We start from the raw sequence: 16,588 nt of genomic DNA, 5'->3' as shown, positions 1-16,588 counted from the left end.
ACGATATCCCCACCACCACCGGCAAGGATCGTATCGGCACCAGCCGCGCCAATCAGAACATCCCCAGCAACAGTCCCGATCAACGTCCGTGCCGCGACAGGAAGCGGATCCGTGCCGCCGTCACCGTCGTCCCCGCCCGACGAGGAGTCATCGTCGTCGTCATCACCTCCCGAAGACGTGCCGTCATCATCATCGCCGCCTGATGGCGAATCATCGTCATCGTCGTCATCATCGTTGTCGTCGCCACCTCCAGGGCCGCTGTTGTCATCATCATCATCATGATCACCATCGTCGTCGTCGCCGCCCTGATCGTCATCGTCATCGTCAAGCGGCTCGGTTTCGAAGATGCTTTCGGAGAGGCTCGTTAGTCCGGTGTTGCGCGCCACGATGTCGGCGAACTCCTGCCCGTCGATGAAGTCCTCATAGAAGTCGAAGTTGTCGAAGCGGTTGAGGTAGTAGAAACGGTCGGCCTCCTGCAGGCGGTCAAACTGCTCCTGCAGCACGACCCAGAAGGTCTGACCCACCATGCCGCCATTGATGTGCTTCTCGGCAAGGCCGCCGACCCAGAGGTCGACACGGTCGATGCCCTTGACAAGGCCTGTACCATCGGCCTGGATCGCAACCTGAATGTCAGGGTTGATCGCCTGGAAGCTTGCTATGTCCCCGGCCTGCAGCACGAGGTCCGGATAGGCCTGACGGAATTGGTTGATCACTATGTCCGACAGGCCGTTGCGAGCCTGGAAGTCCTCCCAGGAGGTATAGGCCGAGAGGTTGCCGGCATAACCGAGAGCCTCCCTGACATAGGGATCGGTTGATGCAGCCAGATCCATGCGCACCTGGTTCAGCGTACCGAGCCCGACATCCCAAGCGCGGGCAACGTTGAAGGAGAACAGGTCGGCATTGATGCGGACGAGATCGTTGCGCACCGCATCGACGATGTTGAAGTCCACTTCCTCCGCACTCTGGGTGACGATACCGCCAAGGATCGAATTGACCCCGAGCTGCCCGTATCCGGGTTGCGGCACATAGCCGGGAGGTAACGGACCCTTGAAGACACCGGGATCATTGCTCGGATTGAGGAAGGCGTCGTAGAGCGCCACCTGCCTCGGCTCGCCATCCGGCCCGATCACTGTCATCGTCTGGCCAATCAGTGAATGGCCAACGCGATAGACCGCTGCGGCAAACTCATGGGAGATCGCGGCCGTTGCATTGGGGTTGTATTCCTCGAAGCCATGATCGCCATCGCCCCTGATGCCGCCAATCAACATGTCGGCGAACTCGGTGAACACAACGCGCTGGTATTCCGCTTCATTCACCATCTTGGCGGCCTGGAACAGCTCCTCGGCCGTTCCCTGGAAGCCGGACTGCTCCAGAAGTTCCACGTGGTAGTTGTGATTGCGTGCCCAGATCGTGTGGATCGAGGTCAGCGCAAAGTTCTCGTTGCCGCGTCCATCGCCGACGACATAGTGATCGAGTGCGCTGATGAACGGGTTGGCGTCGAGAAGCAGCGCATGGCCACTGCCCATGAAGTTGGAGGTCATCTGAGGCAGCATCGTTTCATTGATATGACCGGTCGCATCGACCAGACCGGCGTAGTAATCACGGAAGCTGATCTGTCCGCCTGGCAACTCGGCATCACGGAAGATCGTGTTGGCCTGCCAGTGATGCGTGATCAGTTCACGCAGCGTCGGCAGTAACCGGAACTCCGTATTGGACGGATCCACCGCACCCTGAAGCAGGTGCGAACCGAAGCCCTGGTTTCCATCGCTTTCGCGGAGGAACTGACCGACCAGTTCATGCGAACCGTATGACTGGTTCTGGTCGACGAAAGGCGAGGTCTTGTTGAGATGCTGCGACACGCCATTCTCGTCGATGTCGTGGACGGTACCGCGCGTCAGATCCGCGGGATTGCCCGAACCGGGTGCACCGCTGCCGGGTGCGCCGATCTGGATCGTTCCGTTGCCACCCTTCGGCAGGAAGTCGAGCCCATGGTCGAAGTACTGACCGAACGCCATGAAGAAGATGTTGGCGTTGGACGCGTTCTTCGCGAGGTTGGCTTCTTGGGCGCCGAGCACGTTGCTGATGTTGCGTGGATTGAGCCCTTCGAAAATCGGGTTGATCTGGTTGTTGCCTGATCCGGCGTCGTATTCGCCATAGTGCGCATTGGTAATCCGGATGAACGGCTCGTCGGCGGCACCCCAGTCGGCATGCTGCTCGTTATTGCCGTGGCCGGACAGGCTGCGCACGCCACCGAAGCCTTCCGTATCGTCGTCATCCTCGAAGGCAGCAAGACCGTTCACGAGGTTCTTGAGGCCGGCGAGGTCAGCTGCGGTATAGGCGAACGGTCCCGAATTCGGGTCGTCGTCTTGAGGTACGAACTGCGGCGGAACGACACCCGTAAAGGTGATCGAATGCGTGCCGTTCGAGAGCGTCCGTGTGCCGTTTGTATTGTCGCTGAGCGTGTAGCCCGTGATCACGGATCCCGGGGCCAGTTCGACGACATCCTGTGGGCGCAGCGTGCCGACGATGGTGTCGTCGCCGCCATTGGAGCGGAAGACGATACGGTGCTGCGAGTCGAGGCCGGTGATGTCGACGGTGTCATCGCCGCTTGTGCCGTCGATGGTGATTGTGCTCGGATCGAGATCCGTGCCTGCGAAATCGCCCGAAACGACAAAGGTGTCGTTGCCGCCGCCGCCGTTGATATCGATCTCATCCATACCGGCCAGCTCTGCCACCACGATCGACGCCCCGGCACCGACGCTGCGGGAGACGACGATTTCGGTCGTCGCCTGGAGCGGGTCTGCCAGAAGACCGGTCCTTGCCAGATAGTCGGCTACATCCTCGACGAAGAACGTCTCGTCATTGTTGTCACCGCGTATGCGCAAACGATCCGTGCCGACTCCGCCGTCGATGATATCGCGTCCATCGCCGACCTCCCAGGCAATCGTGTCGTCGCCGGCGCCAGCATTGATCACGTCATTTCCGAGACCGCCGACGAGGTCATCGTCGCCACCAAGCGCGTTGATCGTGTCATTGCCGCCAAGCGCATCGATGGCGTCGGCGCCTTCGGTCCCGGTGATGGTGTCGGGGCCGTCTGTCGGGATGACATCCGGCAAGCCCGCCTGCACTTCGGCGAGCGTCACCGTCCCATCGTTGAACTGAAAGTTCTCGATGCTTATGACGGCATCTTCCTCATTCGTGCCAACCACCTCCAGCTGGCCTTCGGCATTGATCTCGAAGACGAAGTCGGCCAGGTTGCCGGCGAAGACAGCGGTATCGTCGCCGTCGCCGCCATCGAGAATGTCGTTGCCGTCACCGCCTGCGAGCGTATCGTCACCAAGCCCGCCGAAGATTTCGTCGTCGCCGGCGCCGCCTCTCAGGTCGTCATCCCCGGCAAGTCCGAAGATGATGTCATTACCGCCAAGGCCATCGATGGTGTCATCACCGGGCGTTCCGACCAGGACGTCGTCACCTTCCGTGGCAACGAGGTTCGTTGCGGGAACGAGCGGATCTGTCGGCAGCGAAGCGACAGCATAGGGAATGCCGTTGGCGTCGGTATAGCGGACGATGGCGCGAACGCGGACATCTGCGCCGACTTCGAATTCGCCGTCCGTTGCCGGCGTAAACGACGGACCACGGAAGCCGGTATCGACGAAGACGCCGGGATCCGTTTCGATCTGCCACTCGATGATCAGCGGCGGGAAGATCTTGCCACCATCCGGATTGTCCGCATCCGTTACGCCCGCAAGCGAGCCATCGGAGGCCATCTGCACCTTGAGCAGCTGACCGATCTGCGCGAAGCCTTCGATCACCGGATTGCCGACCGGTGCTTCATCATCGACCTCGACGAGCTCCACCGTCTGATCGGCGAACTGCAGGCGCTCGATATTGCTGACCTTGTCGACGCCATCGTTGACCGCAACGCCGCCGACTGCCGTATTGACCAGGTGCCGAACGATCGTCTGGTTGTCGCCGTCGTCGTTGAAATCAATGCCTTCGATCTCGTATTCGCTGCGACTGCCGCGGAAGACCGCCGTGTCGATATCACCGTCACCGTCGGCGGTGAGGACTTCACGCACAATGTGCATCTGATCCGGTCGGACAGTGCGGTCGACCAGAAGCTCGAAAAGCGATCTTCCGATCCAGGACGGCGCGGGGGCTTCGGCTGCGGTGAACACGTGCCGCATGCTGTCGACAGTTGCGATCTGATTGGCAGCTGAATTTTCCGAGCCGGATGTTATCCGGATCCGGACGTTGAGCCACCGGTCGCCGTCGATAATGTCGTCGCCGCCATTGCCTTGCAGCAGATCGTGGCCGCCGCCACCAAGCAGGACGTTGCCGCTCTGGTAAAAGCCCGAGGCATCGAGATCGACGATCTGATTGAGCCCGGCGATGCGGGCAAGCCCTTCGGCATCGAGACCGTCATTGAAGAAGATATTCTCCGTCGTGGCGACCGTGTCCCCGGGCGCAATTTCGCCAAAGGTGCGCTCATCACCAATGAGCGTGTCGTTGTGATCCCATCCCGAGAGAGCCTCGACCTTGTCGAACCGGTTGCGAAGAATGTCTTCCTGCTCGGTGGTGAAGATCGGAATGTTCATGTCGGCGTGCGCATCGCGTGCGACGCCCTTGAAGATTGCCCAGTCGAAACCGAACATGCCTTCATTGCGCATGACGCTTTCGCCCTGCACCATGATGTCGTCACCGGACTCGCCGTCGAAGTCGTTCTCTTCGTTGCCGGCAAACATCACGTCATGGCCCTTGATGACGCTGTTGAAGAACAGCTCCGAATTGTCGCCCGCCGTAGTGTCGAAACCGCCACCGCCTTCGATCCAGTCGTCCCCTTCATTGCCCATCAGCAGATCGACACCTTCGCCGCCGACGATGAAATCGTCGCCTTCGCCGCCGAAGACCTCCGTGTCATCGACACCGACAAAGATCGCGTCCTTGCCGATCCCACCCATCAGAATGTCGAGACCGTTTGAGTTGGCAATAACGTCGTTGCCCTCGTCACCCTTGATGAAGTCGCCGCTATCGCCACTGTCGGTGAGAATGTCGTCGCCCGCGCCGCCGTTGACGAGATCGACGCCGGCACCCGATTCGATCCGGTCATCGCCGGCATCGCCCCAGATCCCGTCATCGCCGAAATCCGTGATGATTGTATCGTTGCCGCTGGTGCCGCCGGCAACGATGTGCTCGCCGCCGGTAAAGCGTAGATAGTTCACGTCCACACCCGGTGTACCGGGGTCGTCACGCGCAACCTTGCCGAGGCCCATGGCTTCAAGCGCTGCGTCGGTTCCCAGCGGATCAACGCCTGCCGCAGTACCGTTGTAGTCGGCCTGGTTGGCAGCGTTGACTTCGAGGACGAAGTCATAGTTGCCGAACGAATCCACGCCCATGTGGCGGTTGACGATGTCGTCTGCGGTGCCCCGGATACCGTCCGGGCCGGGCTGTGCGATATCGGTGTTCGCCATGATCATCTTGGCGAACGAGTTCTGTTCCAGCATGTTCAGGAAGTTCTGCCCCTGTGTGCGGGTCAGATAGTAAAGGCGATCGCCATCCTGCAGGTTCTCAAGTTGGGCTTCGAAGATCGCATTGAACGTCGAGCCGAGGAAGCCGCCAAAAGGCATCTTCTTTTCTGCAAGCCCGCCAATCCAGAGGTCGATCGCATTGAGGCCGCTGTTGGCCGCAGTCCATGTGCCGGTGCTGTTCAGGAAGGCCAACCTGTCCGCGTTGAACGCGTCAGCAGCTGCGCCCGTCAGGCTGTCGTCACCGAACACCAGGGCCCAGGCTGCATCCCGTTTGCCTGCCACGGTCGTTTGCCCGGTGATCGAAGAGTGGGTGCCGTAGGCGGCGATGAAGTTCACGACAGAGATCGGATTCTTCAGATTGGCCGCGAAATCGGTCCAGCTGTCATAGGGCGTCAGGAAGCTCGAGCCGGTTGCCGCATAGAGCTGTGTGCGCGCGTCGTTCAGTGTCGGAATACCGGTATCCCGACCTCTCGCGATGTTGATGGATGCGAGGTCGAGCGGCAGGCCGAGCAAGCTGTTTCGAAGCGCGCCGGTAATGAATTCGTCGATCTCGTTGCCGCGCTCGATGGTCATGCCGCGAACGATGGCGCCGGCGGCCTGATCCGCTGTCACCGTGCCATCATTGTCGAAGGCGACCGGATTGAGGAAGGCCGTGATCAGCCCCATGTTGTCGGTGCTTGTCACAGCACCATTCGCGTCGATGAAGACGCGCGGCATGTTCTCCGTCAGCATCGAATGACCGAAGCGGTAGACGGTGTTGGCGAACTCCGAGAAGATCGACGGATTGATGTCGGTAATGTTGTTGAAGACAAATGGGTCGATCGCCGGCTGAATCTTGCGGGCAAACTCCTCGAAGACCAGATGCTGATATTGCATCTCCGTTGCAAACCGCGCACCCTGGAACAGGCGTTCACCGTCCCAATCGAGCGTATCGGCAACGGCGAGTTGCTGCAGTGCCGTCATGGAGGCAAAGCCGGCTGGCAGACCGGTGATGCCCTCGCCAACCAGCCATTCGTTGATGAAGTCAAGGTCGCCACTGTTCAGAATGGTCAGCTTCTGCGAGTCGATCTGGCGATTGTGTTCCGAGTGGAAGATATGGTGGACAGCGGTCAGACCGATGTTCTCGTTGCCGCGGCCATCGCCCGTAATGAAATGACGATCAAGGAGCTCGTCGTCGTATTGCGCGATGTTCGAGGTAAGCCTGACGTCGTCGATGAGGATCTGCTGGCCCGTGCCACCACCATGGGTCACGACAATTCGAAGCTCCTGGCCGGCAGCACCGGCCGGAACAACACCTGAACTCAGGGTTACCGGCAGCCAGCCGCCCTCTCCAGGGATCGGCAGCACAAGGCTCGACAGGATCGCGCCACCTGCGGCAACGAGCTGAACCGTGCCTCCACCGAATGTCTGGTCGGTCCGGTCGCCGACATTGAGCGTCAGTGAATAGGTCCGACCGCCCTGCAAAAGGACACCCGTGTCATGCGTCAGGACAGCTGCGGAATCGAGGAACACGACATTGCCGCCCCCGTGTCCGGTTTCGGCGATAACAGTGGCCGTCGGGTCATAGACGCCACCGAAGCCTCCTGTGATGTCCCAGCCGGGAGGAGGTGTTTCGGTCCAGTTGCCGAGCGCGGCATCGACATTGACGCCAGGCGTACCATCCGAAAGGACGACCGCATCGAAGCCGTCAAGGACCGGCGGTGGCGTGCCGATACCGTCATCAGCATCCGCAGCCTTGAACTGGCCGGTCTGGCTGTCGAACGGGTTGGCCTGGTGGGCGATGTCATCAAGGAAGGCATGGCCGGTGCGAAGGGCACCGACACTGAACGTATTCACAGGCGTGGCGAGATTGCCCTCAACAACGCTGTCGTCTTCGGTATTCGGAATATTGTCGGCCCCGATGCCGGTTATGATCAGGGGCAAGCCGTTGTCGCCGCGAATGAACTCGCCGTAGGCGTCGGTGCGTAGCAGCGGAAGGTTGATGACGTCACGATCGCTCAGCTCGATTCCGAGCAGCTCACGCGCCTGATCCTTGATGTCCTTCCAGGTCGGAAGTCCGTTTGCCGCACCGTCCAGCAGCTTTCCGGTGGCCACCGGCACATCGACCAGCTCGTCGTTGGGCCTCATGACATATTCACGCAGGAAGACCTGATGGGAGGCGTGTGACGTATAGGTCTGGTTCTGGTCGACGAAGGATGTCGTCGTATTGGTCTGCGACCCGTCCGGCGTGGGTGCTGCGCGCGTCAGGACCATGAAATTTGTACTGCCTCCCGGCACGTAGAGCGGATCGTCGGGTTGCAGCGGAATGAAGACGGTGCCGTTGTTGCCTTTCGAGATGAGATCGAGGCCGTGGTCGAAGAACTGCCCGAAGAACGTCATCCAGGCATTGAAGGGAGCAGACAGGCCTTCATCAGGGGCAATGTTGGGGATAACGAGGGTACCTTGATCATTGACCGTCAGGCCGAGTTCTTCGGCGAACGCAACGAAAGCCGCGCTGGGATTGGCAGCAACAGCTGTCGCATGAGCGTGTGTTTCTTCGGCCACCGTGAGCGCTTCAGCCGCAGTCTGGATCGCGTCCAGCAATAGCGGATCCCCCGGCACATAAGCTGCGACCGCAGCATTGACCGCCGCCTCCGCAGTCGCAACTGCCGTCTGCGCCGTCGCAAGCGCGGCATCTGCCTCTGCCTGCGTGACCCGTGCGGCAAGCAACCGCTCGAGATCCGCTTGCGGATCCTCTGAGCCTGCATATGTCAGCGCCGCAAAAATCGCCGCCGGATTGTTGATGCTCATGTCAACGACGAGATTGGAAATAATCCGAGGATCGGCGTCAGCGACGTTGCCTGTATGTCCGCCGTTGACCGAAGGCAGGCTCGGCGAACCGACAACGCCATAGTCGTTGTTGGTGACAGCCGGCGATCCCGGAGGACCAAATGGCATTGTGTCGCCATCGGCGTCGTTGACGAAGCTGCCGTCCAGCAGCCTCGGCATCGACTGGTCGGCCGCACCCCAGGTCTCCCGGCCAGGCACAACGTTGTTGTAGGTCCCGTCGACCGTCCGAAGACCAGCCGGAACATGAGGATCTGGAATCGCAAGCAAGGCGCCCGGTGTCCCCGCGGGAACGACATTGCCCTCGGAATCGACATAGATTTCGGTCAGAGCCGTTCCGGCAGCATGTGCTTCGGCAATCTTGATCTGACGCAGAATGAAGATCATGTCCTGCAGATTCAGTGTAAATGCGGTCATTTCCCTCTCCCCTTAGAGCGCAAAATTCCCACCCGGCAGACAACGTGTATAGCCGGCCAGAATTTGTGTTATTGTCTGATTTTCTAGTTATATATTTTGGTTGACTATGCCGTCAGAGAACAAGGTCGAGCAAAAATCCAGACTATAGTATTCCAGTGAAAGCAACGAAGGTCGCACCATCACGATATACTCAGGGCCAGCAGAAGCTGTCCCATGGGACAGTCATCGCCCGTTCGCGAGGACAGTCGGGGCGCTTTTGTTTGATCGTCAGCTGGAATGATCGAAAGTGTGTTGCCAGCAGGAAAAATATTCGCAAACATGAATATAATCATCGGCGTCGAGTTTCGGGGGGAGCATGGCGTTTGCGCAGAGCGAAATGACAAAACGGGTATGGCCCGAGCGCCTGGCCGTCACATGGCGATGGATGAAGGACCGGGTGCGCAAGGCGCGCCTCGAGGTGAAATTCATTCTCATCGCGTCGCTGATCGTCCTTGCCCTGATGTTCCTGCTTGGACTCTGGACGACGAAAAGCATCGAGAGGGCGATCATGCAGGGGGCGGGCAGCGTCGGAGCGGCCTACCTCCAGACTTTCGTCGAGCCGCTTATTTCTGAACAGGATATCCGCTCCAAGAGCCTGTCACCCGAGGTCAAGGCCAAACTCGATCAGCTTCTCGGCGACAGCCCGCTTGGCCAGCATGTGCGTGAGATCAAGATCTGGAACACCGATGGCAGCCTATTCTATTCGACGGCGGGGCAGAAGTTCGACAGGGAAGAGGTCTTTGACGAGCTGAGGCGTGCGACGAAGGGCGAAGTCGTCGTATCGCGCACCATGATCGCAAAACACCACTACTCCGGAGACGAGCGAAAGTCCGAATACATCGAGGTCTATGCACCATTGGTGCAGGACGCGTCCGGCAAGACGATCCTCGTCGGCGAATTCTACGAACGACCCAACTATCTGCTTGCAGAAATTGCCGGCGCATGGCGCTCGACGCTGATGATCGTGCTCCTCGTTTCCGTTCCCATGCTCGCTCTTCTCTACATGATCGTCCGCAGCGGCAGCCGCACGATCGACGACCAGCACACGGCGCTGCGCGCAAGCCTCAGGCACGCGCTGGAGCTGTCGAACCAGAACCGGCGTCTGCGGCTCGAGGCCGAACGCGCAAGACGGGAGGCCGGCAAGCTCAACGAGAAGATCCTCGACCAGATCGGTGCAGACCTTCACGACGGCCCAATACAGGTACTGACCCTCATCAAGCTCAGATTGAGCGACATGAGGCCATCCCCCGCAGAGAGCGACGGCGTGGTGGTTTCTGCCGAAAGCATGGGCAAGCTGCAGCACTTCGTCTCGGCCGTGCTGGAAGACATCAGAAACATATCCTCCGGCCTCGTCCTGCCTGAGCTCGACAACCTTTCGCTCAACGAAACCATTCTGCTTGCCGTTCGCCGTCACACGGACCTGACCGGCAATCGTGTCGCTCTAAAGGGTAAGCTCGATGTCGATCCGAGCCGGGGACATCTGAACATCTGCGTCTATCGCTTCATCCAGGAAGCGCTGATGAATGCACACCGGCACGCGCCAGGAAACGTCCAGCAGCTGCGCTATGGCATGCGGCGCAATCGCATTGTCATTGCCATCGCCGATATCGGCAGTCCACCGAAGGCGCAGGCCATAGCCCCGCAGCGCATTCGCCTGGGCAAGCTGATGCAGAAGCGTCGCATCCGTGCCTTCGGCGGCAAACTCCGTACGATCCGCCGCAGCAATGGCACGCTCGTCATCGTCCTGCTGCCACTGGAGTAATTCTGATGCCGCGGTCCGCGGAACCGGGGCCTGTCATCGGCAATTGCGCGAAGACGATAATACCAGTATAGCTCCAGATACCGATTTTCAGGATCGTCGGGATCGATCCGTCGAAAGGAGCGCCATGTCCGAAATCAGCTTGATCGAACGTGTTGGCAGGGAGCTCGGCCAGAGCGCGCCCGACGTGCCCCTCTACAAACGGCTCAAGTCGGCGATCGAGACTGCCATTCGCTCCAACGCGGTGAAGCCCGGCGGCATGCTGCCGGGGGAACGGGTTCTGGCAGAGAACCTGTCGCTGTCACGCGTAACGGTTCGAAAGGCGCTGGCGTTGCTCGAGGAGGAAGGGCTCCTCAACCGGCGCCATGGCTTCAGGACGGAGGTCGGATCGCGTGTCGAAAAGTCGCTTGCGACGCTGACAAGCTTTTCTGAGGACATTCGCGCGCGCGGGATGGAACCTGGATGCGTCTGGCTTTCCAAACAGATAAGCCGACCATCACCAGCCGAAATGATGGCCCTTGGTCTTTCCGCCAGCGCCATGGTCGTCCGTATGAAACGCGTCCGCACGGCAGACGGGCAGCCGATTGCGGTCGAGAGTTCAACGGTGCCGACGCGCTTTATTCCTTCACCGGATCTCGTTCGCGACTCGCTCTACGAGGCGCTTGCCGCGCGCGGTTTCATGCCACAGCGGGCGATCCAGCGGATGCGATCGAGAGCCGCCTCCAGCGAGGATGCCGCGCATCTCCATTGCGAGGCCGGCGCGCCATTGCTGGTGACCGAAAGACGCTGCTTCCTGCCCGACGAACAGATCGTCGAATATTGTGAGACCCGCTACAAGGGCGAGGTCTACGACTTCGTGTTCGAACTGCAGCGATAAGACCAGTTATAAACTGGTTGTATTCTGGTATTTTCCATCTATCGTGATGCCGAAATGGAGTGTCGCGGGTGCAACGGGAAGACATCAGGAATAGCCTCATCGTATCCTGCCAGCCGGTTCCGGATGGACCGATGGACGAGGCCGCGTTCGTCACGGGCTTCGCAAGAGCGGCTCTGAGTGCCGGGGCGAGCGCACTGCGGATCGAATCGGTTGCCTATGTCAAAGCCGTGCGGGCCGCCGTCACCGCCCCGATCGTCGGGATCGTCAAACGCGATCTTAGAGACAGTCCGGTGCGCATCACTCCGTTCCTGTCCGATGCGGAAGCGCTCGCCGATGCCGGAGCCGATATCGTCGCCTTCGATGCCACTGATCGCGTCCGCCCGGCATCCGTGGAAGCGCTGGTGCGCGCGATAAAGGCCAAGGGCAAGCTGACAATGGCGGACTGCTCTTCGCTTGAGGATGCAGGGCGCGCCCTTGCTGCCGGCGTCGATTTTGTCGGCACCACGCTCTCCGGCTATGTTGGCGGCCCGGAACCCGTCGACCCTGACATCGAGCTGATATCAGCCATGCGTCGGCTCACACCTTTCGTCATTGCCGAGGGACGTATCCGCTTTCCCGAGCAGGCGGTATCAGCGGCAAGGGCCGGGGCATTTGCCGTGGTCGTCGGCTCCGCGATTACCCGCACCGAGCACGTGACAGGCTGGTTCAGCCAAGCGATCGGCGAAGCCTATCGGGCACCGTCTTCAACGGGAGACGGCACTGTCCTTTCGATCGACATCGGCGGCACCAAGACAATGGCAGCGCTTGTCAGCGGCGACAGGGTTGTCGAGGAGGTCGTGGTTGCGACCGAACGCGGCGCCGGACCTGATGCCTGGCTCTCGACTGTGTTTCAATCGACCGCCGGCTGGGCGGACCGCTATGCCAGGATCGGTATCGCCGTCACCGGCGTGATCGAGGATGGATCCTGGTCGGCCCTCAATCCGGCAACGCTTCAAATCCCTGACCGCTACCCTCTCATCGACCGTGTCACGCGGATGTTCGGCAAGCCGGCTACTGCCGTCAACGATGCGCAGGCTGCGGCCTGGGGCGAGTACCGGTTCGGGGCAGGAGCGGGCGCCCCGCGCCTCGTCTTTCTCACGATCTCGACCGGCATTGGCGGCGGGGTCGTCATCGACGGCAGGCCGCTTCTCGGTCTTGCCGGACACTTCGGGCTGATCCGCTCACCTTCCGAGGGACAGTCACCGTTCGAGGACCAGACATCGGGCCGGTGGATTGCCAGCGAAGCCTCGCAGAACGGCCACCCGGTCGATGCCGTCGAAGTCTTCGAGCGCGCCAGAAACGGCGAAAGCTGGGCGGCAGACATCGTCTCCGGCTCTGCCTTTCGCGCAGCAACGCTCTGCCGGGACATCCAGCTGATGCTCGATCCCGACCGGATCGTCATCGGCGGCGGCATCGGCCTCGCTCAGGGCTATCTCGACCTCATGGAAAGCCATTTCAAGGGATTGTCGCCGAGGCTTGCACCACGTCTCATGGCGGCAAGGCTCGGCCGGCATGCCGGTATCATCGGCGCTGCGGATCTTGCTGGAGGAGGCCCGGCTGCAGCGGGGAAATAACGACGTAAAACCAAACAAGAAAGGGAACGATGATGACATACAAAAACACGTCACTTGCACTTGCGGCAACGCTTCTTGCGGGCGTCGCCCTGCCTGGCATCGCAAATGCCACCGTCACGGTGCTTGGCTGGCCGGGCGGCTCGGAGGAAACGGCGCTGCGCGCCACGGTCGAAGCCTATAATGGCCAGGCCGGTATCAGCGATGCCGACAAGGTCGAGCTGCTGTTCTTCAACCGCGACGGCTTCTTCGACAAGCTGCAGGCCGACATGGCCGCCGGCTCCAATGCGTTCGACGTCAATCTTGTCGCCACCTATTCGATCGGTCGTTACGCATCCTACATGGATCCCATCGACCTTGGTCCGGATGCCGCGAAGGTCTTTGGCGAATCCGTCCTCAAGACGATGCAGTTCAACGGCAAGCAATATGGTGTCCCAACCGACCTTTCCCTGCATTTCATGTACTACCGCAAGGACCTGGTGGATGCGCTGCTGAAGGACGATGCGGCAAGGAAGACCTACGGCGAGATCGCCAAGAAATTCCTTGGAAAGGAGCTCCAGCCGAAGGATCCCGACAGCTGGACCTGGGACGACTGGGCGGCAACGTCCCTCTACTTCAGCAAGCAGGCAAATTCGGCAAGCCCCGTGCGTTACGGCACCGTCCTGCAGATGAAGAACCTTCTCTTCAACATGATGGTCTTCCAGTCGCTGCCGCGATCCTACGGCGGTGAATGGATGGACAAGGACGGCAAGATCACCGTCGACTCCAATGCCTACAGGACGGGTCTCGAGCTCTACAAGAAGCTCTATGACGCCGGCGCCTCGCCAAAGGACTCGCTGAGCTACGAATACGCCGAAACCAACGCCGCCTTCGGCTCGGGCCAGGCCGCGACAGCACTGCAGTGGAACGCCGCAGCGGCAGACCTGACCAATGCCGAAAAAACTCCGGCTGTCGCCGAGGTGACTGGCATCGTTGCTCCCCCCGCCGGTCCAGACGGACGCGCCGACCACATTCACGGCCTTGGCCTTGGCCTCAACAAGAATGCCAAGAACAAGGAAGGCGCGGTCAAGTTCCTGAAGTGGCTGGCGAGTGAAGATGCGGCCCTGCTTTATGCCAAGAGCGGCGGTTCCCCGGCACTGTCGCCAGATGTCGTCGCCAAGGTCGCCAAGGAACGTCCCGATCTCGTCAAGCTTGGCGAATTTGCCAGCAAGTACGGCTACGTCATGAATGGCGCAACCTCCGCCAACGCGCTTTCGGTCTACGAGCTGCAGGCGAAGGAATTCACCGGATACTGGTCCGGCCAGCAGGGGCTCGACGACGCGCTTGCCCATGTGCAGACCGGCATGCAGGATCTCCTGAAGAAATAGGACAAAGCCGGCGTCAGCCCTTTGGCTGTCGCCGGCATTCCCGGCGGATCATGATGGCTACCGTAAAACATGCCGAAGGCAGGGCCTACCTGACGCCGCTTGTGGCGTTCCTGCTTCTGTTTCTCGGCTTTCCCTCTCTCGTCAACCTGATCTATTCGGTCTCGACGGTCAGTTTCGAAAACCTGCGCAGTCCAAGCCTCACTGGTCTTGGCAATTACACCTCGGTGCTGGCCGACGGAGAGTTCTGGCAGGCCGTATCCTTTTCCATGCGGTTCGGCAGCTTGACCGCACTGATGGAATGCCTGATCGGGCTGTTCCTCGCGATCTTCCTTGCGCCGCTTCTGGCCAGGCGGTCCTTCCTGATGGCACCATTGATGCTGCCGTTGATGGTTGCACCGGCGATGGTGGGCCTGATGTACCGTCTCGTCCTGCACGAGTTTGCCGGACCGGTGCCCTATTATCTGTTCCTGTGGTTCGGGGACAGCCCCGCATTCCTCGATGTGACCAACGCCTTCCGTACCCTTGTCGTCGTCGAGACGCTGCAATGGACGCCCTTCGCCTTCCTGCTCTTCTACATGGCCTACGTGGCGATCCCGCTTGATGTCCGGGAGGCCGCCGCACTCGACGGAGCACCCTGGTACAAGATCCTCTGGTGGATCGAGCTTCCGCTGATGGCGCCGACCCTCGTCATCGCCTTCTTCATCCGGTTCATCGATGGCTTTCGCGTCTTCGACAACGTCTATGCCCTGACCGGAAGCGGCGCCGGCGGATCGACGACATCGCTCTCGATCTACATCTACCAGGCATTTTTCAAGCAGGGGGCAATCGGAAAGGCCGTCGCGGCGTCGGTCGTGCTGTTCATCGCATCACTGGCCGTGCTCTACGGCCTGAACTGGCTTGCCGCCCGCAGGAGGACTTAGGCGATGCTCAATGCTGCTCGCTGGATCGTTTTTGCTGTCGCCGCCTTTGCCATGAACTTCCCGGTGATCGTCACGCTCGTCACCTCGCTGAAGAGCACGCGGGAACTGTCGATGAATGCCGGCCTGCTCGTCAGCCAACCGACGCTCGAGAACTACCTTCGCGTCCTGACAAACACGGATCGCTTCAACATCTACTCCTATCTTTTCAACAGCACGATCGCATCCCTGATCGGCACGGGCCTTGCCATCGTGCTGGCGTTTCCGGCTGCCTACGCCATTGCCCGAAGCGAGGCAGGCAAACGAACACTCCTGCCTGTCATCATCAACCTGCGGGCCGTGCCGCTGATCATCTTCGCCATCCCGCTCTACATGATGTATCAATGGCTGGGGCTTCTCGACACGCAGCTCGGGCTCGGGCTCATCCTGACGATCGTCAATACGCCGCTCGCACTCGTCATCATGGTCAACGCGATTTCCGACGTCCCGCTGGAGCTCGACGAGGCTGCGAAGGTTGATGGTGCGAGCTCCCTTGAGATCATGCTCCTGATCATTCGGCCGGTCGTGCGGCCGGCACTCGTGACCACATTCATCTTCGGCTTCATCACCGCCTGGAACGAGTTCCTGTTCGGCCTTATGTTGACAACCAGTCGAGCCGTTCCGATGACGGTCGGCGCTTCGTTTTTCTTTGCAGCCAGTGGCGGCGGTGTCCAGTGGGGAACGGCTTCGGCCGTGATGATACTTGGCGCATTGCCGCCGGCCGTGCTTGGACTTCTCATGTACAGGCAGATTTCCGGCTCGATGACCGCCGGCGCCGTCAAGGGATAGGTCTTCCGGCGGCCTCTCGGGTGGCCTTGACCGGTCTCTTGCGCGCTCCGGGCCTCGAAGATCCAGTTTTCCGGACAGCGAGAAAAACGGCCGGATCGCTACTTGGCATCGAAAGTATAAAACATGCTTCCGCAATATTTACGCATCTTGCCTCAATATACATTCCACCGAGCCAAATCCTGCCCCAATGCTTGCATGATATACTTTTTGTTTCGACTGAACAAATTCGATCACAGGGACTTAATTGCCTGATTTTCCTGATTTAATTCAATATAGGATTTGGCATCGAAAAATTATATTATCGCAAATATGTTTTTACTGTTGCATGCGGAGTTATTTGCGCCTAGCATGTAATGACCGCGATACCAAGGACGATCAATAATACGTCCGGGTGGGGTTTCCTTAAACTGCAAGAATTCA

General features: G+C 60.0%; 7 protein-coding genes. 6 read left to right on the top strand and 1 reads right to left on the bottom strand.

The genetic code is table 11. The features are described from left to right. On the bottom strand, nucleotides 1-8,771 hold an 8,771-nt coding region (locus FHT76_RS31660; RefSeq protein ID WP_259186205.1), incomplete at its 3' end, for a peroxidase family protein. 376 nt (nucleotides 8,772-9,147) lie between these two features. Here FHT76_RS31660 and FHT76_RS31655 point away from each other — a divergent pair. From FHT76_RS31655 to FHT76_RS31630, 6 genes are all read left to right on the top strand, one after another. Next, entirely contained in the window at nucleotides 9,148-10,572 is a 1,425-nt protein-coding gene (locus FHT76_RS31655; RefSeq protein WP_183757396.1) for a sensor histidine kinase, read from the top strand. A gap of 124 nt (nucleotides 10,573-10,696) precedes the next feature. Further along, nucleotides 10,697-11,446: a GntR family transcriptional regulator gene (locus FHT76_RS31650; protein WP_183757395.1), complete on the top strand. Its 750-nt coding sequence runs from the start codon at nucleotides 10,697-10,699 to the stop codon at nucleotides 11,444-11,446. A 68-nt stretch (nucleotides 11,447-11,514) separates the two neighbouring features. Next, nucleotides 11,515-13,059 (top strand): putative N-acetylmannosamine-6-phosphate 2-epimerase, encoded by a 1,545-nt coding sequence (locus FHT76_RS31645; protein ID WP_259131536.1) that lies wholly within the window; start codon nucleotides 11,515-11,517, stop codon nucleotides 13,057-13,059. Between the two features lie 32 nt (nucleotides 13,060-13,091). Then, nucleotides 13,092-14,423 (top strand): extracellular solute-binding protein, encoded by a 1,332-nt coding sequence (locus FHT76_RS31640; RefSeq protein ID WP_259131546.1) that lies wholly within the window; start codon nucleotides 13,092-13,094, stop codon nucleotides 14,421-14,423. A 53-nt stretch (nucleotides 14,424-14,476) separates the two neighbouring features. After that, on the top strand, nucleotides 14,477-15,343 hold the full coding sequence (locus FHT76_RS31635) for a carbohydrate ABC transporter permease (protein ID WP_183757392.1): 867 nt from the start codon (nucleotides 14,477-14,479) through the stop codon (nucleotides 15,341-15,343). Nucleotides 15,344-15,346: 3 nt separating this feature from the next. Further along, nucleotides 15,347-16,168, top strand: a complete 822-nt coding sequence (locus FHT76_RS31630; RefSeq protein ID WP_259131533.1) for a carbohydrate ABC transporter permease — start codon at nucleotides 15,347-15,349, stop codon at nucleotides 16,166-16,168. The last annotated feature ends 420 nt before the right edge of the window (nucleotides 16,169-16,588 follow it).

This window comes from Rhizobium sp. BK176, assembly GCF_024808055.1.
The sequence above is the reverse complement of the archived record's forward strand: the minus strand, read 5'-3'. Positions and strand labels throughout refer to the sequence as shown.

Coding starts and splice junctions, on each gene's coding strand:
- FHT76_RS31655 (WP_183757396.1), top strand. CDS start 9,148: ATGACAAAACGGGTATGGCCCGAGCGCCTGGCCGTCACATGGCGATGG.
- FHT76_RS31650 (WP_183757395.1), top strand. CDS start 10,697: ATGTCCGAAATCAGCTTGATCGAACGTGTTGGCAGGGAGCTCGGCCAG.
- FHT76_RS31640 (WP_259131546.1), top strand. CDS start 13,092: ATGACATACAAAAACACGTCACTTGCACTTGCGGCAACGCTTCTTGCG.
- FHT76_RS31635 (WP_183757392.1), top strand. CDS start 14,477: ATGGCTACCGTAAAACATGCCGAAGGCAGGGCCTACCTGACGCCGCTT.
- FHT76_RS31630 (WP_259131533.1), top strand. CDS start 15,347: ATGCTCAATGCTGCTCGCTGGATCGTTTTTGCTGTCGCCGCCTTTGCC.